Origin of the sequence: Vibrio hannami, from assembly GCF_029589055.1 — a bacterium.
GTDB classification, from domain to species: Bacteria; Pseudomonadota; Gammaproteobacteria; order Enterobacterales; family Vibrionaceae; genus Vibrio; species Vibrio hannami.
The window spans coordinates 214,444-233,719 of record NZ_JARQZP010000007.1; the positions used below are offsets into that span (position 1 = coordinate 214,444).

Consider the following 19,276-nt stretch of genomic DNA (forward strand, 5'->3'; position numbering starts at 1 on the left):
TTATTTCCAGCCTTGTTCTATTTGTTTGATCTGATTGTACAGCTTTTTGTTCTCAGGGGCGTCAATTGCGTGTCTATCAGCAGTTCGACATAAGTACCCATTAATATAGTCAATTTCTGACCTTCTTTGATGATAGATATCCTGTTGCATCGAGGAGTGGTTTCTTGCTGTTGCTGATATCACCGCCTTCACTTTTTCTAGTAGGGCAAATTGGTCTGTTTCAATACCTTCTGCAGACATAACCAGAGAGACTTCTTCTACGACCTTTTCCAATGAGGGTTGATACTCTTCTTCACTCAGCTCACCGTTTGTAATCTGATAAATGGCAGTAAGTGGGTTAATGGCGCAGTTGATAGCGAGTTTATTCCATAATGCATTGGATATATTTTTGTTCCAGCTTACTTCCGGGAGAGCATGCTGAAATACTTCAGCAAGGAAGGCACATTGTTTACCTGCTGTATTATATGCTCCTAACTGGGTTGAACCATTTCCGGTATGCAGAACTTTATTGGCATTTGGTTTATATGCGGCTTGCGTTGTTGTTGCTAATACTACTGGAAAACGTTCAATTTCTGCTTTTATTTCATCAACCGCACCCATCCCGTTATGCATAAAAACAAGGATAGTCTCGGAATGAAGCCTGTTCAGAATAGGTAGCAACGCTTTTCTTACCTGCCAGGCTTTTACGGTAATCAGCAGCAAGTCGCTGTCAGCTAAAGTATCAAAGCTATTTGCAGTGAACTGTTTTAAAGGCTTCTCGTCTAACTCAATAGCGAACCTAGTTTGAGTTGTATCTCTGGTCCAGACAGAAACATTGTGTCCTGCTTCTGCAAGTTTGTAAGCCCAGAGAGAGCCAATAGCACCCGCGCCCAATACAGTGATATTCAAAGCGTTTATCCCGGAAAGAAATTTGGGCAAAGGATAGCGAGGATGGCGTAAAAAACCAATCAAAAAAGGCGCTGGATAGCGCCTTTTTCGGGGATGAACTATTACAACTTCAATTAGAACTTGTAAGTTACTGCTATGTAGTGACCAACACCTGAAGATTCAACTGTTGAAGTCCATGGTAGAGCTTCACCATCTTTGAAGCCATATACGTCTTTGTATAATTTCAGACCATAGCCAATTGCGTAACGGTCAGAGTGCCAGTAGATACCGTTAAACATAGCACCACCATTGCTTGAAGTGGTGTTGAACTTATTGCCTGCGCTGTCATCCATGCCAAACTGGTAATCAATGTAACCCTGGTAAGAGATAAATGAGCCATTTTCAAAGAAGTGGAAAGGCTTGAACCAGTTAGTAGAGAACTGGAAACCATTCCAATCTTTCTGAGAACCAGCATATGTTGCGTATAGGTTCATGCCTACTTTGCCAAACCATGGAAGTTCAACGTCAGAACCTAGACCAATTTTCTGGTTATTAACGCTGTTATCCCACTCCATTAGAGTTGCAACGTAAAGCTCTTTTACTGGACCGAAAGATAGGTCTTTACCAGTTACTGCGTCTAGAGACATACGTGGGGCAAACTTCATAAACATTTTATCTGCGCCAGCTTTGTCGCTGCCTGAATCAGAAGTTAGGTTGAATACATCAACGTAACCATAAAGATCGAAAATACCTGAGCGACCACCAAATTCCATTTCAAGGTAATCATGAGTTGACTCTGGACCTGCACCTTTCTCGTTAAATGCACCCATAAGGTTAAATTGCATCCACTTGTAATCGTTTTTGTGGATGTCGCCATCTGAGTAGTCTGCTGCTAGAGCTGGTGCAGAAGTTGCCGCTAAAAGGCTAAGAGTAAGAAGTGATTTACGCATAAGGGACTCTTTATGTTTGTTTGAGTGAAAATATTATTCTCACCAATCTGACATTGATAAGCATTGCTTATCTTATCTGGGTACAAATTAAACTGTGGATAATTCATACGCCGTTTTCATTTCGGGGTGAATCATATCGATTTAAATCTCAAATAAAAGTGATAGCGGATGCAATAATGTAAATTTTGTGTGATTTTTATCTCAAAATGACAGTCGGTTGCGGAACTTTTTACTTTTCTAGTTAACGTTACATGAAATTGCATAAATAAAGTGATCTAGCGTTATATTTATGATGTGAATGGTTTTTTCGATTGCCGTATTATAAACAACAAAAATAGTTATCATTCCTTAGAAAGCCCTTTTGTATAAAGGGTTCTGGAGGCAAATATGGCTAGTGGATTAAAGTGTGTTATTAATATTTACAAGACTCATTTTTGCTTGTGTTGCAAGTATTTGATTTAAAATTTTGAACTCAATCTCTGTCTAATTAAACTCCTTGTTATCAGGATGTTAGCTTGAGTTGTAAAAAAGGCCGCGTTATCAATTGATAACGCGGCCTTCAGCAGAGTGAGAAATGCTGGGTTAGTTTTTAGTCTTCTCTCGCTTTTGCTTTTTCCAGTAGATCGTGGAAATAGTGTCTTAGAGACCAAAGCATAAGCAAACTTGGAATGACCATAAGCGCGGTAATAATAAAGAACAGTGACCAGTCATTCAGGTAATCAGCAAGTTCACCACTGAAAGAGGCCAGTGTTGTGCGTCCAAAGTTACCGAGCGAAGCCAGCAGGGCGTATTGAGTTGCTGAGAAAGCCTGACCTGTCATTACTGTGAGGAAGGAAACAAAAGCAACCGTTGAGAACGCGGTGGTGAAGTTGTCCACGATAATAGTTGCAAGGAATAGGTTTTCATTTGGACCGACATTCGCGATCCATGAGAACATTAAATTACTTGCCGCCATCGCTATGCCGCCAATCATCAGACCACGCACGATACCAAACTTCACATTGAACATACTGCCCACCAGAGTAAAGAAGATGGTAACCCACCAACCTATCAATTTCGAGTAGTGGCCAATCTGTTCATTGCTAAAGCCGATCTCTTTATAGAAAGGTATCGACATACGACCAAGAAAGGCTTCACCGATCTTGAACAGGAATACAAACAGCAGCAACGTTAGCGCAACACGTACACCATTGCGCTTAAAGAAGTCGAGGAATGGTTCTATCACTGTTACGGTTAGCCATGCTGTGACTTTGGAACCAACGACTTTACTGTGGCGCGCTTCAGCCTCGTCTTGCAACCTTTCGCGTTCGGTTTTTGGTTCACCAACCAGAAGGGTAAAGACCATCAGTAGTACGATAACCGCGGCCATACCGTAGAATACTCCGTTCCAGCCGATGCTATCCGCATTGATAAATGCTAAATAACCCGGTAGCGAGTATCCCGTCCACCAACCTATAACTGCCATAGCCGAAGCTTGTGGAAGTTTACTGGATTCCGATTTAGGGAAAGTATCGATACGAAATGCATCTACCGCGATATCCTGTGTTGCGGACGCGATAGCGATGCCTAGCGCCAGCATTGACGTAAACATCAGGTTACTAGCTGGATCGATACCAGCGATGGCCAGAGTGCAAACCAGAATCACAGACTGGCAAAGCAGCACCCAGCTACGTCGTTGCCCGAGAGCACCTAATACAGGAAGTCTAACTCTGTCTACAAGTGGAGCCCAAAGAAAGTTAATCGCATAGACGGCGAATATCGAACCAAAATAACCGATGGCAGCGCGCGTTAGTCCGGCATCTTTAAGCCAGCCAGACATATTTGAGCCAATCAATACCCAGGGGAAACCACTGGAACACCCCAACATAAACACCCATAAAAGGCGTTTATCCATATAACTGCGAATAGTTTCGCCCCAAGACATCTTACTGGTCATTGTGAAATCCCTTTTGCCTGACTGAACGGGAGAAGAAAAGTGGCCTCTGAATCAGAGGCCATTATTGTATTATTCTTTGATTGAGACTTTGTTGATAACAATTGCTGTTACAGGAACATCGTGATAACCACCGATAGACGCTGTCTTTTGCTTAGCCATGGATTTGACTACATCGAATCCTTTAACAACTTTACCAAACACGGCATAGCCATCATTACCATGCATATAATCCAGTGCTTTGTTGTCTTCGAAGTTGATAAAAAACTGGCGGGTTGCAGAGTGTGGGTCGCTGGTACGTGCCATTGCGATAGTTGCCGCATCATTTGTCATTCTGTTGCTTGCTTCGTTCTTGATTGGAGCATAAGTTGGCAGACGTTTAAAGTCGGTGTCGAATCCACCACCCTGGGCCATAAAATGAGGAATCACACGGTGGAAGATAGAACCTTCGTAACTACCATCTTCTACATATTTAAGGAAGTTCTTAACCGTAACCGGGGATTTTTCAGAATAAAGTTCAACTTCAAAATCGCCTAAAGTTGTTTCAAATAAAACGGTAGGTGCGGCAAACGCTGTAGCGCTAAACAAACATACGAGAGAAATTAAAAAGTTGCGCATTAGAATCTTTCCTTCATGTAGCTATTTAGTTCCTGGTCATTTGCGATCTCTTTTAGCACCAGGCTTGAAATATCGTTCACAACCATTTCAATTTGTGCATCTGAAGCGCTGAATGTTCCGGTTTTTCTGGCTGTTCCGTTATAAGTTTTAACTAACTTACCTTCGGGGGTTTCTGCGGTCAGTTTAAGTGTGATTTTTGCATCCATCTCATTTTCCATCACGCTGTGAGATACATTAACCAGCAGCTCAACGATCTCTAACTCGACACTGTTCTTACTGTTTACAGACATCATATAGCCCTGAGAACGGAACTGCTCTTGTAGCGCTGTTTCCAGAGTGATTCGGATGTTTTGTTGTGCATGGATCGGCTGGATATTGTTTCTACCACTATCGACCAAAGCGACATATTGAGCGGAACGAATGTCCTTGCTGTCCAGAGTAAAAGAAAGGTTGTCCACCATCTTATTCTGGCTGGTGGTTGTTTTTGGAGCAAAGTTGACTTGCGGCTCCTGAGGCGTGGAAGAACAAGCTGCCAAAAACGCTAGTGATGCAGCAACGAACATCTTTTTCATAGTAAGTTTCCTTTTTCTTTGTAATTCTGCCGTTCAGTGGCGAAGTACAACCTATTTAGTCGCCTGTAAAATAACAAATTTCTGGTTTGATGCGATAACTTTTACCTGAGATTTACCGAAAAGGCGTTTAAGTTTCACATCGTAGCCCAGGTGGCGGTTACCGATAACTAATAATTTGCCAGCAGTGTTAAGAACATGCTTAGCATCACAGAACATCTGCCAGGCGATATGATCCGTTATTGCATACTGCTGATGGAAAGGTGGGTTACAAAGCACTAGATCCACATCTTGTTTCTCAAATCCATCCAGACAGTTGTTCGTAATACAAGCGAAATCACGCTCACTTCCGACATTGTTCTCTAGGTTCATTTTTGCTGACTCTGTCGCCATAAAGCTTTCGTCAACACTGGTGATCTTCGCATGTGGATTGAGCTGCGCCACTCTTACGGATAAAACGCCGTTGCCACACCCCAAATCCAGGACATGCTTTAGTTCTGGATCTGAAGGGATATGCTCAAGCATAAAGCGAGCACCCAAATCCAGAGTTTCTCCTGAGTAAACATTTGGTAAGTTCTTTAACCGGATATCACCTTCTATAGCCCATTCGGTTACAGGGTTTACTTTCTCCGTGAAGCTTTTATCCGGCGTCGAGAAAACAAGTCGGTGTTTTTTCCAGGCCAGAGAGGTTTTCGTTTCACCTAAATAGCGCTCGAACAGCTTCAGAGTAGATGTATGGATCTCTTTGACTTTATTTACAGCGACTACTGGGCAGTTATGAGGCAACTGGGTATTTAACTGATGGAGTTGCCAGGCAAGAAAGCGATTGTTTTTGGAAATCTGCATTAGAACCAGATCCAGGCTTTCTGGCAACGACTCCATTGCAGTCAAAAACTCGACTTTATTGCACTGATTTCTTAGCAGATTCTTAAGCGTACCTTTATGAGAGATAAAGGAGTCGCTCATCATATATACAGAATGTTTCTCAGATAACCAACATGACAAAGCGCCAAAATTGTCGTTCAGAATAAGAATGTTCTGGTTCTCAGGCAGGTTTAGCTCTTCGACATATTTGATCAGATACTCGTCACCCGCGTCCCATGCCTGGAGCGTCTCATTGGCTCTTTTGGGATATCGATGGAGAGTTAAGGATTTGTCTAATAGTTTGAGTTCGGTTTTCACATCACTCATTTGGGATTCTTGATATTGCGAGAAATAATGAGAATATTGTGGCAGATAACGGTTCCGTGTTCTAGCGCTCGTTATATACTCACAAATAGGTATTACAGTCACAATAGGGTTTAAGTAACATACTAGCCCGCATCAGGAGTAGGGAATTTCATGCTTCAGGAAGTTATAGAATCAAAATTACAAAGCGCGTTTAGCCCAAGCCATCTTCAGGTTTTAAACGAAAGTTACCTTCATAACGTGCCTCCCGGCTCAGAGAGCCACTTCAAAGTCGTAGTAGTTAGTGAAGAATTCGAAGGCTTAAGGTTGATAGCGAGGCACAGAAAAGTAAACGCAACACTGTCTGAAGAGCTGGAAGAAGCAATACATGCGCTATCCATCCACACGTTTACAAAACAAGAGTGGGTTGACAGAAATGAAGCAGAGCCCGAATCCGTTCATTGCAAAGGTGGTGATAAGTAATAATACTGCGCGTGAATGTTACAAATAAGAAACGTAATCTCGATATGTTAATTAACCTTTTTACAACACTGTAAATAAAAAATGTAAAGGTTAATTTTGTCTGTTTTATGTTCTTCTTAGTCATGTTTTTAGAAATATTCGAACATTTGTGCTGTAGGTCAAACTTATTAAACTTTGTTTAAATATTTAATGCGATATGAAGAAAAATAAAGCATTTATGCGCCTGTTGGGCGTGGCATCGCTGTGCGTAAAAATGCTAAACTGTCGAACTTGGAGAACCTGATGCTGACGTAGTAAGTGTCAGGTGTTATTAATAGGATGTTGCGATTTTGACGATCTAGTGTCAAATCCGGACACAAAATGTCGTGTCTTATAACTACGCAATCAAAAGAATCTTTTTCCCGATAAAATAGTGCAAGTGCGTATGATTACAATAAAGAAGGGCTTAGATCTTCCGATCTCGGGAGCTCCCGCCCAGGTGATTAATGACGGCAAAGCTGTCAAAAAAGTCGCCTTGCTTGGCGAAGAGTACGTTGGCATGCGACCTACCATGCATGTCCGCGTTGATGATGAAGTAAAAAAAGGCCAGATTCTTTTTGCTGATAAAAAGAACCCTGGCGTAGTCTTTACTTCTCCTGCAAGTGGTAAAGTTGTTGAAATTAATCGTGGTGCTAAGCGAGTACTTCAGTCTGTTGTGATTGAAGTGGCTGGCGATGAGCAGATTACTTTCGACAGCTATGATGCTAAAGAGTTGGCTAACCTTGACCGTGAAGTGGTTAAGAAGCAGTTGGTCGACTCTGGTGCATGGACCGCTTTGCGTACTCGTCCGTTCAGCAAGGTACCCGCTATTGACTCTTCAACTCAGGCGATTTTCGTTACTGCAATGGACACCAATCCATTAGCAGCTGATCCTGAAGTCATTATTAATGAGCAATCTGAAGCTTTCGTAGCTGGTCTTGATCTGTTAACCACACTGACCGACGGTCAGGTTTATGTCTGTAAAAAAGGCACAAGCCTACCGCGTAGTGAGCTATCTAAAGTAGAAGAGCATGTATTCTCTGGTCCGCACCCAGCCGGGCTTGTGGGTACTCACATGCATTTCCTTTACCCTGTAGATATGGACCACGTTGCGTGGAGCATTGGCTATCAGGATGTGATTGCATTCGGTAAGCTTTTCCTGACTGGTGAAATCTATACTGACCGTGTTGTAGCGGTTGCGGGCCCTGTAGTGACTAATCCTCGTTTAGTTCGTACTCAACTTGGTGCTTCCACTGAAGGCATCGTTGATGGTGAGCTGATGCCAGGTGAAGTTCGTGTAATTTCAGGCAGTGTTCTTTCTGGTGTTAAAGCTGCTGGCCCTCATGCTTACCTTGGTCGTTATCATACGCAGGTATCTGTATTGCGTGAAGGTCGTGAGAAAGAACTGTTTGGCTGGGCAATGCCTGGTAAGAACAAATTCTCTGCAGGTAAAACTTTCCTTAGCCACCTGTTCAAAGGTCAGTTATTCAACATGACGACTTCACTGAATGGTGGTGAGCGTGCAATGGTTCCAATCGGCAGCTTTGAAAAAGTGATGCCTCTGGATATGGAAGCGACACCGCTTCTACGTGACCTATGCGCACGTGATGTGGATAGTGCTCAGCGTCTTGGCTGTCTTGAGCTAGACGAAGAAGATTTAGCATTGTGCACCTATGTTTGTTCAGGCAAATCAGAGTACGGCGTTATGCTGCGTGAATGCCTGGATACAATAGAGAAGGAAGGGTAATCCATGCTTAAAAAGATTATTGAGGACTTAGAACCGCATTTTGAGTCCGGTGGTAAGTATGAGAAGTGGTACCCGCTTTACGAAGCGACCGCAACCCTTTTCTACACACCAGGAACAGTAACTCCGCGCAGCGCTCACGTTCGTGACAGTGTTGACCTGAAGCGTATCATGATTATGGTGTGGCTTGCGGTTTTCCCTGCGATGTTCTGGGGTATGTATAACGCTGGTCATCAGGCGATTGGTGGTCTTACGGCTCTGTACGAAGGTGCTCAGCTGGCGGACGCGATTGCTGGCAACTGGCACTACTGGCTGACTGAGGCGATTGCTGGCAGTCTGACAGAGGCTGGTTGGGCTACCAAGATGCTCTTGGGGGCAACCTACTTCCTGCCAATTTATGCAGTGGTATTTGCTGTGGGTGGTTTCTGGGAAGTTCTGTTCTGTATCGTACGTAAACACGAAGTAAACGAAGGTTTCTTTGTTACTTCTATCCTGTTTGCTCTTATCGTTCCACCAACACTACCTCTATGGCAGGCAGCGCTAGGCATTACCTTCGGTGTTGTTGTTGCTAAAGAGATCTTCGGTGGTACTGGTCGAAACTTCCTAAACCCGGCACTTGCTGGTCGTGCATTCCTGTTCTTCGCATATCCTGCTCAGATTTCAGGTGATGTTGTATGGGTTGCGGCTGACGGTTTCTCTGGTGCAACAGCACTTAGCCAGTGGGCTCAGGGTGGTGGTTCTGCTCTTGTTAACAATATCACTGGTGAAACAATCAGCTGGATGGACGCATTCATTGGTAACATCCCTGGTTCTATCGGTGAAGTATCGACTCTGGCACTGATGATTGGTGCGGCGATGATTGTTTATATGGGCATCGCATCATGGCGTATCATTGCGGGTGTAATGATCGGTATGATTGCTACCTCGTTCCTGTTTAACATCATTGGTTCTGATACTAACCCAATGTTTAGCATGCCTTGGCACTGGCACCTGGTTCTTGGTGGCTTTGCATTTGGTATGTTCTTCATGGCGACAGACCCTGTTTCAGCTTCATTTACGAATAAAGGTAAGTGGGCATACGGCATACTAATCGGCCTGATGTGTGTGTTGGTTCGTGTAGTTAACCCAGCGTACCCAGAAGGTATGATGCTGGCGATTCTATTCGCTAACCTGTTTGCACCTCTGTTCGATTACTACGTAGTAGAGAAAAACGTTAAGCGGAGGCTAGCACGCTATGGCAAGTAATAACGATAGCATTAAGAAAACGCTGTTTGTTGTTATCGCAGTAAGTTTAGTGTGCTCAGTAGTAGTTTCTGCTGCTGCGGTATTCTTACGTGATAAACAACAGGCGAATGCGGTACTGGATAAACAGAAAAACATCGTTGCAGTTGCTGGCCTTGAAGGTAAAGAAGGTAGCATTCCTGAACTGTACGAGCAGTTTATCGAACCAAAATTGGTAGATTTTAAAACAGGTGAGTTCGTTGATGGTGATGCAGCTGCTTATGATCAGCGTGCTGCAGCGAAAGATCCAGCTCAGTCTATTAAGCTAAGTGCAGATCAAGACGCGGGTAAAATTCTACGTCGTGCAAATCAGGGTGTTGTTTACCTGGTGAAAGAAGGTAATGACGTATCGAAAGTTATCCTTCCTATGCACGGTAACGGTCTGTGGTCGATGATGTACGCATTTGTTGCTGTTGAAACCGACGGTAACACAGTTTCTGGTATCACTTACTACGAACAGGGTGAAACTCCTGGACTTGGTGGTGAAATCGAGAACCCGAACTGGCGTGGTCAGTTTGTTGGTAAGAAACTGTTCGACGAAAACTACAAGCCAGCACTTAAAATCGTAAAAGGTGGTGCTCAGCCAGGCGATATCCACGGTGTGGATGGCCTATCTGGCGCAACTCTGACTGCAAATGGTGTTCAGGGAACCTTCGATTTCTGGTTAGGTGAAGACGGCTTTGGTCCGTTCCTGACTAAAGTACGTGAAGGAGGGCTGCAATAATGTCTGTTGATGCTAAAGAGATGAAAGGTCATCTAATTACACCAATTATGGACAACAACCCAATTGCCCTTCAGGTACTTGGTGTGTGTTCTGCACTGGCTGTAACAACAAAACTGGAAACTGCGTTCGTAATGACGCTTGCAGTTATCTTTGTATGTGCGTTTTCGAACTTCTTCGTATCGGTTATCCGTAACCACATTCCAAACAGTGTGCGTATCATCATTCAGATGGCAATCATCGCATCTCTGGTAATTGTGGTAGACCAGTTCCTAAAAGCGTTCCTGTACGATATCTCGAAGCAGCTATCTGTTTTCGTTGGTCTGATTATTACCAACTGTATCGTAATGGGTCGTGCTGAAGCTTATGCAATGAAGTCTGAGCCACTTCCATCACTGGTTGATGGTATTGGTAACGGTCTTGGTTATGGTTTCGTACTTATCACTGTTGGCTTCTTCCGTGAACTGTTTGGTTCAGGCAAGCTATTTGGTATGGAGGTTCTTCCTCTTGTATCTGACGGTGGTTGGTATCAGCCTAACGGTATGATGCTACTGGCACCATCTGCGTTCTTCCTGATTGGTTTCATGATTTGGATTATCCGAATTCTAAGACCTGAACAGATTGAAGCGAAGGAGTAAGCCGAAATGGAACATTATATTAGTTTGCTTGTTCGTTCGATCTTTATCGAGAACTTAGCACTATCATTCTTCTTAGGTATGTGTACGTTTCTTGCGGTATCTAAGAAAGTTAAAACCTCTTTCGGTCTTGGTGTCGCGGTAATCGTAGTACTGACAATTGCAGTACCTGTGAACAACGTGCTTTACAACCTGATCCTGAAAGATGGTGCTCTGGTAACTGGTATTGACTTAAGTTTTCTTAACTTCATTACCTTTATCGGTGTAATCGCTGCATTGGTACAGATTCTTGAAATGGTACTCGACCGTTTCTTCCCACCTCTGTATAACGCACTGGGTATCTTCCTGCCGCTAATCACAGTTAACTGTGCGATTTTCGGTGGTGTATCCTTCATGGTGCAGCGTGACTACAACTTCGCAGAATCAGTAGTATACGGTTTTGGTTCTGGTGTTGGCTGGATGCTTGCAATCGTTGCTCTTGCAGGTCTGCGTGAGAAGATGAAGTACTCTGATGTACCTCCTGGCCTTCGTGGTCTGGGTATCACCTTCATCACGGTAGGTCTTATGGCGTTAGGCTTTATGTCTTTCTCTGGTGTTCAACTGTAAGTCGGGTAAACGACACAATAAATAAGGAATAGTAAATGCAAAGCATTATTCTTGGTGTAGTGATGTTTACCGTGATTGTACTGGCGTTGGTTTTGATCATTCTTATGGCAAAATCCAAGCTGGTTCCATCAGGTGACGTTACAATTACCGTAAATGGCGATCCAGAGAAGAGCTTCGTAACTTCTCCTGGTGATAAGCTTCTAGGCGCTATGGCTGGTAGTGGTATCTTCGTATCCTCTGCTTGTGGTGGTGGTGGCTCATGTGGTCAGTGCCGCGTGAAAGTAAAATCTGGTGGTGGTGATATTCTGCCAACAGAGCTTGACCACATCACTAAAGGTGAAGCGCGTGAGGGCGAACGTCTTGCGTGTCAGGTTGCAGTAAAAACTGACATGGATATCGAGCTACCTGAAGAGATCTTCGGTGTTAAGAAGTGGGAATGTGAAGTTCTTTCTAACGACAACGAAGCAACCTTCATCAAAGAACTGGTTCTTAAGATCCCTGAGGGTGAAGAAGTACCGTTCCGTGCTGGTGGTTACATTCAGATCGAAGCTGAACCTCATCACATCAAATACTCTGATTTCGATGTACCGGATGAGTACCGTGAAGACTGGGATAAGTTCGACCTGTTCCGTTACGAATCTATCGTGAAAGAGCATTCAATCCGCGCTTACTCTATGGCTTCATACCCCGAAGAGAAAGGCCTGATTAAACTGAACGTTCGTATCGCAACTCCGCCGCCTAATAAGCCGGATGCGCCTCCGGGCATCATGTCTTCTTACATCTGGTCACTTAAGCCTGGCGATAAGTGTACGATCTCTGGTCCATTTGGTGAGTTCTTCGCGAAAGAGACTGACAACGAGATGGTATTCATCGGTGGTGGTGCGGGTATGGCTCCTATGCGTTCTCATATCTTCGACCAGCTACTTCGTCTGAAGTCTAAGCGTAAGATGTCTTACTGGTACGGTGCACGTTCTAAGCGTGAAATGTTCTATATTGAAGATTTTGATAACTTACAAGCTGAAAACGATAACTTCGTTTGGCACTGTGCGCTTTCTGATCCGCTTCCAGAAGATAACTGGGATGGCTACACAGGTTTCATCCACAACGTTATCTACGAGAACTATCTGAAAGATCACGAAGCACCAGAAGATTGTGAGTACTACATGTGTGGTCCACCAATGATGAACGCAGCTGTTATCGGCATGCTGAAAGACCTTGGTGTAGAGGATGAAAACATCCTGCTTGATGACTTCGGTGGTTAAGAATTAAGTAACGTAATATTCGTTACAATTAAAATGAGAATGGCTGATTCTGAAAGGGATCAGCCATTTGTTTTTTATGGTGTTTAGTAGGAGAATAGCACCCTAGAACAACACCTAGATACTCGTTCCCACGCTCTGCGTAGGAATGCCTATCTTATTTAAAGGTGTCGTGTTGGAGTTCGTTCCGGCATTACCGGGAATACCCGATTCCACGAACCGCTGAAGTGACTTATTCGAGGTCAACACCTAGATAGTTGCGTATAAAAACTCAGGAGCCCCCGTGAAACAAATTAAAGTCTGGTTTGTAGCATTAGTAACACTGCTATTTATCACTGCATGCAGCGAACCAAGAGAACAAATTCATCTTACCGGCCCAACTATGGGTACGACTTACAATGTTAAGTACTTCAACGCTAACAATTCTCGCTCTCCGGCTGATATGCAGAAGACAATTGATGAGTTGTTAGAGCAGGTGAACGATCAGATGTCGACTTATCGTAAAACCTCCGAGTTAAGTCTGTTTAACCAGTACAAAGGCTCTGAGCCATTTACTGTGTCTAAAGAGACAGCACTGGTAACGAAGGAAGCGGTAAGGCTAAATAAGTTAACTCGTGGTGCACTGGACGTTACTGTTGGGCCGCTGGTTAATCTTTGGGGCTTTGGACCTGAAGCTCGCCCTGAAGTGGTTCCAACGGATGAGGAGCTTGCTACACGCCGTGCAATTGTTGGTATCGAAAATCTGACCGTGACCGATACGACTCTGGCTAAATCGATCCCTGATCTTTATGTAGATTTATCTACCATAGCCAAAGGCTGGGGCGTTGATGTTGTTGCTGATTTCCTGGAAGCGCAGGGCGTCGTTGACTACATGGTTGAAATTGGCGGAGAGATCCGTATGAAGGGTGTTAACCGCGAAAAGGTTGGTTGGCGTATCGCTATTGAAAAACCGGACGTAAACGAGCGTGCGATTCAGGAAATTATCGAGCCGGGCGATATGGCGGTTGCTACCTCAGGTGATTACCGTAACTACTTTGAGCGTGACGGTATCCGCTACTCCCATATTATTGAACCAAAAACAGGTAAGCCAATTAGCCATAAAGTGGTTTCGGTAACGGCGCTTGATCCCTCTTGTATGACAGCAGATGGTTTGGCTACTGGTTTAATGGTTCTGGGTGAAAAAGTGGGACTTGAAGTCGCAAACGCGAACAATATTCCGGTGTTTATGGTGGTGAAAACCGAAGATGGCTATAAAGAAGTCTATTCAGAGGCATTTTCTAAATACCTAAAATAAGTAAAAAGCCAGCCACTTTACGAGTGGCTGGCTTGAATCATACGGGATCTCCAAGCTTATTCGGTTCGGTTTCTTGTAAAGTACAATCCGGCTGTTAGCGCACTGGCAATAGCAACGCATACCCAGGTACCATAAAAGCTGATGTCGTTACTATAACCAACAAGGAGTGTGGTTAACCAGAAGCCTACGGTAAGCGATGTAATGTGTTTTCTCATTTATTAATCCATTATTAGTTTTATCAAATTCTAGGTGGCTATGACCCGGTTTCTACCCGAATTTTTAGCGTCGTATAGCCTGTCATCAGCAATACTGATCATAGTGTCGATATTACGTTTAGCCTTAGTACAGCCAATACTTATAGTAAGAGAGATCTCTTTACCGTCGTATGGAATTGGTGTTTTTTCTATCCGAGCCCGCATGTTTTCGAGGCGGGAGACAAAATCATCATAGTCACCGTAGTTAACAATACAAAACTCTTCGCCACCAGTTCTCGCAGCTAGGTCATTAGCAAAGTAAACAGATATTATCTTGCTCACCATGATCAGCGCCTGATCTCCACCGTCATGGCCGTAGTTATCATTTACCTTTTTGAAGAAGTCTATGTCCATCACAGCAACGTTACATTGCTCTTGATTGGTATCGGCGTTGTTAAACAGGTATCTGCGGTTCCAAAGTCCGGTTAAAGCATCTTCGTTTGCCATACGGAACATATCATCGTTGATATCTTTCATATCCAGGATATTCTGAACTCGACAGTAAAACTCTTCCTGATTAAAGGGTTTCTTAAGGTAGTCATTTGCCCCTGCTTTCAGAAAGCGCGCTGTGAGTGACTCGTTGTCTGTGGCTGAAAGTCCAAGAATGGCTATCTGATTTCTATCGAACTGAGATCTAATTTCAGCAGTCATAGTCACACCATCTTTTTTGGGCATATGATGATCCGTGATGATAAGTGTTACATCTGGATTTTGATTGAGCACGGTTAATGCCTCTTCTCCATCTTCGGCTTCAACACACTCTAAATAGTGGTGTTGAAGCAAATCAGTCAGATGCTTCCTAACGGTTTGGGAATCATCAACCACCAATACCTTGTGGTGGTTATTTCTCGCTAGTCGTTTTAAAAGAGGAGGCAGGTAAGAAATCGAAGTCAGGCTATCTTTTGTCATATAGTCGATAGCGCCTTTGGCGATAATATCTTTCCTAGTCTGTTCGTTGAAATGAGCCGTGAGAACGATAACTTTCAAACCATATGTAAAAGCGAGATCGATAACCTCACCATTTTCAGCGTCAGGAAGGCAGTAGTCTAAGAGTGCGCAAAGAAAATTGCTTTGTTGGCTGAGAATATCTTGAGCTTGAGAGTAGTTTTCGGCTAATACAACATCAAAACCAAGTAGAGAAAGTTGGTTAACGAGATATTTGCTGTATAGTTGACTATCTTCAACGATCAGTACTTTGTTAATACTCATACGTGTACGGAGCTCTCCCTTCCTTAACAGTTGAATACCATGTGTAAATTTAGAGTAAGTGATTTGTTGTGATTTATAAAGAATATATATTTATATTTACTGTAAAATCTTCTGAGCTATGTACGACACTCCTCAACATCTGCGAAAAATAATCCACGTTGATATGGACTGCTTCTATGCGGCCGTTGAGATGCGTGATAATCCAAAATACCGGGGAATTCCTCTGGCGGTTGGAGGAAGTGAAAGGCAGCGAGGTGTTATCAGCACCTGCAATTATGAAGCTCGCAAATATGGTGTTCGTTCAGCTATGCCAACAGCGAGAGCAATCCAGTTGTGTCCAGACTTAACTGTTATACCTGGGCGTATGGATGTATACAAATCCGTATCTAGGCAGATTAGGGAAATCTTTGAACGTTATACCCAGATTATTGAACCGCTTTCATTGGACGAAGCCTTTCTCGATGTGTCGGAATGCAAACAATACCATGGCTCTGCCACTTTAATTGCTGAAGCTATACGCAGAGATATCTGGAATGAACTGCAGTTAACGGCTTCAGCCGGGGTGGCTCCGCTGAAGTTTCTTGCCAAGATCGCATCTGATATGAATAAGCCGAATGGGCAATTCGTCATTCCTCCAGAGGACGTTCAAAAAGTCATTGATAAGCTCCCTTTAGAAAAAATCCCTGGGGTGGGGAAGGTGAGTCTGGAGCGGCTTCATCAAGCCGGTTTTTATATTGGTGAAGATATTAAAAACAGTGATTATCGAGAACTGCTTCTGAAGTTTGGCAGAATGGGTGAGTCACTGTGGAAAAAGAGTAATGGCATCGATAACCGAGAGGTTGTGACCGAACGAGAAAGAAAATCTGTTGGTGTTGAGAGAACCTTCTCCACCAATATTTCAACATATGAAGAGTGTTGGGAAGTTATCGAAAATAAGTTGTTTCCAGAGCTTGATAAACGACTAACGAAAGCTGACCCTAACAGGGCGATTATAAAACAGGGAATTAAAGTTAAGTTCGCTGATTTTCAGCTGACCACCATAGAGCATATTCATAACGAACTTGACCTGGAATATTTTAAAGAGCTACTTACCGATATTCTTAAGCGGCAAAAGGGAAGGGAAATCAGGTTGTTGGGTTTAAACGTTATGCTAAAGCCAGAAGAACAGACAAAACAGCTTAGTTTTGACCTGTAAGCTAACGAAACATTTACAAAAATTATAGGTCTACTCTGATAGAGTAATACGATTAAGGTCGTATCAGGATGATTGTTGAGGTATTCATGAAAAAGCTTCTATTAGGCTTTGCGTTACTATTTTGCTCTACAGCTTTCGCACAAAGTCAGTGCAAGGTTGATATTCAGAACGAGGTTCACCTGGATGGTAAGCAGGTAGAAATCTATCAGGATGATGTGCCTAAAGTACTTATCGACCAGGATAACCAACTGTTTATCAATGGCCAAAAAATGGAACTGTCAGCCACACAGCAGGCGGCGCTTGATAGTTATCGCTCGAATCTAAATGAGTATCTTCCAAAAGCAAAAGAGATCGCTCGTGATGGGTTAGCCCTGATGAATGACGTTTTGGATGACATTGCGGTAAGCTTCAATAACTCAGAGGCGTTTAATAACGTGAAAAAAGTGTTGGAAGAGTTTTTGACTAAGCTGGAAAAACGGTACTACAAAGAAGATGGTTTTGTCATGCAGAAAGCGGCGTTCAGTGATGCTTTCAATAACTGGAAGCAGGACTTTGCCGATGCCAGAGAGACATTTAATTCAGAGTTTTTCTCAAGCGCATTTGATGCTCTTTCTCAGAAGATGAAGCAGGAAGGTGGTATTAATCTCACCGAACTGAAAGAAGAATTGATGTCTCTGAAACAGAATCTGGATGGTAAGCTGCAAGCGGATTCGGCAGAGCTCCAGCAAGACGCGCAGCAATATTGTGAAGACGTTGAAAAGGTAGCAGAAGAAGAGAAAATGCTACACGAGAAGATTCCTGAGCTGAAAGATTATCAGGTGTTTTTGATTTAAAGTTTCTGAGCTTCTTACTGGAAATACTCGATTACACGAACCGCCATTGCTAAATAGGTATTTGTGAATACGCCATCAACATGAGCATGTTCGTTCCATCGAGTACATCCAGTAAACAGCTTTAAATCAAGGGATTATTTGCCATTTAGCTTGAGCCTATCGAAACTGGCCTGTTTCAGGTAAATACTCAAAGCCGGCAGTCGCGAGTCTGGCTTCCAGAGCTTCCCGGTCAATATCGAAGTATTTAACCAGTTCATCCAGCTTGCCACTAAAGTCATCACGCAACTTCATGTTGACGATACTCATCAGCATCACCGGCTCCATTGTTTCGAAGTTCGCAAGATTCACTTACTTATCCTCAAAGTCAGAAATAAGCAGGTTAGCTGCGGCGAAGGCTGCTTTTTCTCGAACATCCTTAGGAAGGTTGGTGTCAGAAGCAATATCGTTCAGAGCCTTTAGTGCGCAGGTTATAGCCTGAGGTACATAACCCTGGTCACCACTACCAATCAGAGAGTAAAGTTCGCGAATCATGTCGCAACAATCATAAACTTTCATTTTCTAAATCCAATACTAAATGAGAACTTGTCTCAATATACATTGTGAATGAGACAAAGACAAAATATGAGTTTGTTCTGGCGCAATAAAAGGAGAGAAGTGGTTATCTTCTCTCCGATATACATTGGTGCATCGTTATTGAGAAACCTGATTCTCTAATTGCAGGACCAGGTCATCAGCAAGGTTTAGCTGGGTGGCTAGCTCCTTCAGGTAGGCCTTTTCCATAAAGTTCTGCTCATCGACTACCAAAAGTGTGGCCAGATAGACTTCTGTTGCCTGTTGGGGTGAAGAAACTAATTGCGCCACCTCAGAAGGATCTAAAGGCTTGTTTAGTTCTGTCTGAACAAAAGTATTTACTGAGTCATCAGCGCCCATTTCTGCCAGAGCCTGTTCAATTTTTGCCTGTTCTTCTGCATCAACGTGCCCATCTGCCTTTGCTGCTGCAATCATGGCTTTAAGGATTAAGGTGCTGTGCTGGTTCTCATCCAGAGTTTCTGGTTGCTGCTGTGGTTGTGCCGGAGAAGAGCCTGAATCATTCCCGCCCTGATAATCGTTATAAAGCTTGTATGCCAGAGCGCCAAGAGCGGCAGCACTGGTTACGCCTAACGCCTTTTTCCCCATCTTTTTGGCTTTCTTTGAGCCCATAAGTACACCTAGTAGCCCTCCACCAACTGCGCCAGCTCCAAAGGCTGTCAGGTTGCTTTTGTTATCCTTCGCCATATTGCCAAGGTTTGAAGAGCCTTGCTTTAGTTGTTCGGTACCTTGTTTAACAATATCCGAGTTTAGTGCCTGATTAAGTAAACTTTTAAGATCCATGGATATCTCCCCCCAGATAGTTCTTTTTCTAATATTGATACCAATAATAGACAACCTATTCGGGAAGTTATTCCATATTTACGATGTTTTACAAAATAGTGAGCGATGGCCATCTGGGAATGCTCGCTTCCACGAACCGCTCTAAGCACATGTCGAGTGCAAATGTTATTTAACCACTAAGCATGTTCGTTCCATCGAGCACACCCCAGATGGTCATGTTAGGCCGCCGAGACAAGAAAAAAGGGCCGCGAATGCGACCCTTAGTAAGT

21 protein-coding genes are annotated in these 19,276 nt (G+C 43.5%); 10 read left to right on the forward strand and 11 right to left on the reverse strand.

The annotated features are described in order from the left end of the window. The 6 genes from panE to P7F88_RS15315 form a co-directional block, all read right to left on the reverse strand. The gene (panE, locus tag P7F88_RS15290) at positions 1 to 888 is read right to left on the reverse strand and encodes a 2-dehydropantoate 2-reductase (protein WP_277826087.1); all 888 of its coding nucleotides are present in this window, start codon (positions 886 to 888) and stop codon (positions 1 to 3) included. Between the two features lie 113 nt (positions 889 to 1,001). Beyond that, the gene (locus P7F88_RS15295; protein ID WP_277826089.1) at positions 1,002 to 1,817 is read right to left on the reverse strand and encodes a nucleoside-specific channel-forming Tsx family protein; all 816 of its coding nucleotides are present in this window, start codon (positions 1,815 to 1,817) and stop codon (positions 1,002 to 1,004) included. Between the two features lie 589 nt (positions 1,818 to 2,406). Beyond that, the gene (locus tag P7F88_RS15300) at positions 2,407 to 3,753 is read right to left on the reverse strand and encodes an AmpG family muropeptide MFS transporter (protein ID WP_277826091.1); all 1,347 of its coding nucleotides are present in this window, start codon (positions 3,751 to 3,753) and stop codon (positions 2,407 to 2,409) included. A 69-nt stretch (positions 3,754 to 3,822) separates the two neighbouring features. Further along, entirely contained in the window at positions 3,823 to 4,368 is a 546-nt protein-coding gene (locus P7F88_RS15305; protein WP_277826093.1) for a peptidylprolyl isomerase, read from the reverse strand. Beyond that, a complete protein-coding gene (locus tag P7F88_RS15310; protein WP_277826095.1) occupies positions 4,368 to 4,940 on the reverse strand; it encodes a YajG family lipoprotein in 573 nt (190 codons plus the stop codon). Before P7F88_RS15310 ends, P7F88_RS15305 begins: the two co-directional genes overlap by 1 nt. A gap of 51 nt (positions 4,941 to 4,991) precedes the next feature. Next, the gene (locus P7F88_RS15315) at positions 4,992 to 6,119 is read right to left on the reverse strand and encodes a methyltransferase (RefSeq protein ID WP_277829196.1); all 1,128 of its coding nucleotides are present in this window, start codon (positions 6,117 to 6,119) and stop codon (positions 4,992 to 4,994) included. Between the two features lie 159 nt (positions 6,120 to 6,278). Between P7F88_RS15315 and P7F88_RS15320 the strand changes: the two genes are divergently transcribed. From P7F88_RS15320 to P7F88_RS15355, 8 genes are all read left to right on the forward strand, one after another. Continuing rightward, entirely contained in the window at positions 6,279 to 6,587 is a 309-nt protein-coding gene (locus P7F88_RS15320; RefSeq protein ID WP_277826097.1) for a BolA family protein, read from the forward strand. A gap of 424 nt (positions 6,588 to 7,011) precedes the next feature. Then, positions 7,012 to 8,352, forward strand: coding sequence for a Na(+)-translocating NADH-quinone reductase subunit A (locus tag P7F88_RS15325; protein WP_277826099.1), 1,341 nt, complete (start codon positions 7,012 to 7,014; stop codon positions 8,350 to 8,352). Between the two features lie 3 nt (positions 8,353 to 8,355). Further along, positions 8,356 to 9,594 (forward strand): NADH:ubiquinone reductase (Na(+)-transporting) subunit B, encoded by a 1,239-nt coding sequence (locus P7F88_RS15330; protein WP_277826101.1) that lies wholly within the window; start codon positions 8,356 to 8,358, stop codon positions 9,592 to 9,594. Continuing rightward, positions 9,584 to 10,354 carry a Na(+)-translocating NADH-quinone reductase subunit C gene (locus P7F88_RS15335; protein ID WP_277826103.1) on the forward strand — a complete coding sequence of 257 codons (771 nt, stop codon included), beginning with the start codon at positions 9,584 to 9,586 and terminating at the stop codon, positions 10,352 to 10,354. The genes P7F88_RS15330 and P7F88_RS15335 overlap by 11 nt, the downstream gene beginning before the upstream one ends. Then, entirely contained in the window at positions 10,354 to 10,989 is a 636-nt protein-coding gene (locus P7F88_RS15340; RefSeq protein WP_277826105.1) for an NADH:ubiquinone reductase (Na(+)-transporting) subunit D, read from the forward strand. The genes P7F88_RS15335 and P7F88_RS15340 overlap by 1 nt, the downstream gene beginning before the upstream one ends. A 6-nt stretch (positions 10,990 to 10,995) precedes the next feature. Next, on the forward strand, positions 10,996 to 11,592 hold the full coding sequence (nqrE, locus tag P7F88_RS15345) for an NADH:ubiquinone reductase (Na(+)-transporting) subunit E (RefSeq protein WP_277826107.1): 597 nt from the start codon (positions 10,996 to 10,998) through the stop codon (positions 11,590 to 11,592). A 35-nt stretch (positions 11,593 to 11,627) separates the two neighbouring features. Further along, positions 11,628 to 12,854 (forward strand): NADH:ubiquinone reductase (Na(+)-transporting) subunit F, encoded by a 1,227-nt coding sequence (nqrF, locus tag P7F88_RS15350; RefSeq protein WP_277826109.1) that lies wholly within the window; start codon positions 11,628 to 11,630, stop codon positions 12,852 to 12,854. 289 nt (positions 12,855 to 13,143) lie between these two features. Then, positions 13,144 to 14,145 carry an FAD:protein FMN transferase gene (locus tag P7F88_RS15355; RefSeq protein ID WP_277829197.1) on the forward strand — a complete coding sequence of 334 codons (1,002 nt, stop codon included), beginning with the start codon at positions 13,144 to 13,146 and terminating at the stop codon, positions 14,143 to 14,145. A 56-nt stretch (positions 14,146 to 14,201) separates the two neighbouring features. Here the strand turns inward: P7F88_RS15355 and P7F88_RS15360 are convergent, their stop codons facing one another. Continuing rightward, entirely contained in the window at positions 14,202 to 14,360 is a 159-nt protein-coding gene (locus tag P7F88_RS15360) for a hypothetical protein (protein ID WP_277826111.1), read from the reverse strand. Positions 14,361 to 14,390: 30 nt separating this feature from the next. Further along, entirely contained in the window at positions 14,391 to 15,608 is a 1,218-nt protein-coding gene (locus tag P7F88_RS15365; protein ID WP_277826113.1) for a response regulator, read from the reverse strand. A 118-nt stretch (positions 15,609 to 15,726) separates the two neighbouring features. Between P7F88_RS15365 and dinB the strand changes: the two genes are divergently transcribed. Both dinB and P7F88_RS15375 read left to right on the forward strand, forming a co-directional pair. After that, positions 15,727 to 16,803: a DNA polymerase IV gene (gene dinB, locus P7F88_RS15370; protein WP_277826115.1), complete on the forward strand. Its 1,077-nt coding sequence runs from the start codon at positions 15,727 to 15,729 to the stop codon at positions 16,801 to 16,803. Between the two features lie 86 nt (positions 16,804 to 16,889). Further along, the gene (locus tag P7F88_RS15375; RefSeq protein ID WP_277826117.1) at positions 16,890 to 17,636 is read left to right on the forward strand and encodes a DUF2884 family protein; all 747 of its coding nucleotides are present in this window, start codon (positions 16,890 to 16,892) and stop codon (positions 17,634 to 17,636) included. 156 nt (positions 17,637 to 17,792) lie between these two features. Here P7F88_RS15375 and P7F88_RS15380 read toward each other — a convergent pair whose 3' ends face one another. The 3 genes from P7F88_RS15380 to P7F88_RS15390 form a co-directional block, all read right to left on the reverse strand. Continuing rightward, positions 17,793 to 17,984 carry a DUF4250 domain-containing protein gene (locus P7F88_RS15380; RefSeq protein ID WP_277826119.1) on the reverse strand — a complete coding sequence of 64 codons (192 nt, stop codon included), beginning with the start codon at positions 17,982 to 17,984 and terminating at the stop codon, positions 17,793 to 17,795. After that, entirely contained in the window at positions 17,985 to 18,191 is a 207-nt protein-coding gene (locus tag P7F88_RS15385) for a YaeP family protein (RefSeq protein WP_277826121.1), read from the reverse strand. A 135-nt stretch (positions 18,192 to 18,326) separates the two neighbouring features. Then, positions 18,327 to 19,007 carry a tellurite resistance TerB family protein gene (locus tag P7F88_RS15390; protein WP_277826124.1) on the reverse strand — a complete coding sequence of 227 codons (681 nt, stop codon included), beginning with the start codon at positions 19,005 to 19,007 and terminating at the stop codon, positions 18,327 to 18,329. Between the last annotated feature and the right edge of the window lie 269 nt (positions 19,008 to 19,276).

Coding starts and splice junctions, on each gene's coding strand:
- P7F88_RS15295 (WP_277826089.1), bottom strand. CDS start 1,817: ATGCGTAAATCACTTCTTACTCTTAGCCTTTTAGCGGCAACTTCTGCA.
- P7F88_RS15300 (WP_277826091.1), bottom strand. CDS start 3,753: ATGACCAGTAAGATGTCTTGGGGCGAAACTATTCGCAGTTATATGGAT.
- P7F88_RS15305 (WP_277826093.1), bottom strand. CDS start 4,368: ATGCGCAACTTTTTAATTTCTCTCGTATGTTTGTTTAGCGCTACAGCG.
- P7F88_RS15310 (WP_277826095.1), bottom strand. CDS start 4,940: ATGAAAAAGATGTTCGTTGCTGCATCACTAGCGTTTTTGGCAGCTTGT.
- P7F88_RS15320 (WP_277826097.1), top strand. CDS start 6,279: ATGCTTCAGGAAGTTATAGAATCAAAATTACAAAGCGCGTTTAGCCCA.
- P7F88_RS15325 (WP_277826099.1), top strand. CDS start 7,012: ATGATTACAATAAAGAAGGGCTTAGATCTTCCGATCTCGGGAGCTCCC.
- P7F88_RS15330 (WP_277826101.1), top strand. CDS start 8,356: ATGCTTAAAAAGATTATTGAGGACTTAGAACCGCATTTTGAGTCCGGT.
- P7F88_RS15335 (WP_277826103.1), top strand. CDS start 9,584: ATGGCAAGTAATAACGATAGCATTAAGAAAACGCTGTTTGTTGTTATC.
- P7F88_RS15340 (WP_277826105.1), top strand. CDS start 10,354: ATGTCTGTTGATGCTAAAGAGATGAAAGGTCATCTAATTACACCAATT.
- nqrE (WP_277826107.1), top strand. CDS start 10,996: ATGGAACATTATATTAGTTTGCTTGTTCGTTCGATCTTTATCGAGAAC.
- nqrF (WP_277826109.1), top strand. CDS start 11,628: ATGCAAAGCATTATTCTTGGTGTAGTGATGTTTACCGTGATTGTACTG.
- P7F88_RS15360 (WP_277826111.1), bottom strand. CDS start 14,360: ATGAGAAAACACATTACATCGCTTACCGTAGGCTTCTGGTTAACCACA.
- P7F88_RS15365 (WP_277826113.1), bottom strand. CDS start 15,608: ATGAGTATTAACAAAGTACTGATCGTTGAAGATAGTCAACTATACAGC.
- dinB (WP_277826115.1), top strand. CDS start 15,727: ATGTACGACACTCCTCAACATCTGCGAAAAATAATCCACGTTGATATG.
- P7F88_RS15375 (WP_277826117.1), top strand. CDS start 16,890: ATGAAAAAGCTTCTATTAGGCTTTGCGTTACTATTTTGCTCTACAGCT.
- P7F88_RS15385 (WP_277826121.1), bottom strand. CDS start 18,191: ATGAAAGTTTATGATTGTTGCGACATGATTCGCGAACTTTACTCTCTG.
- P7F88_RS15390 (WP_277826124.1), bottom strand. CDS start 19,007: ATGGATCTTAAAAGTTTACTTAATCAGGCACTAAACTCGGATATTGTT.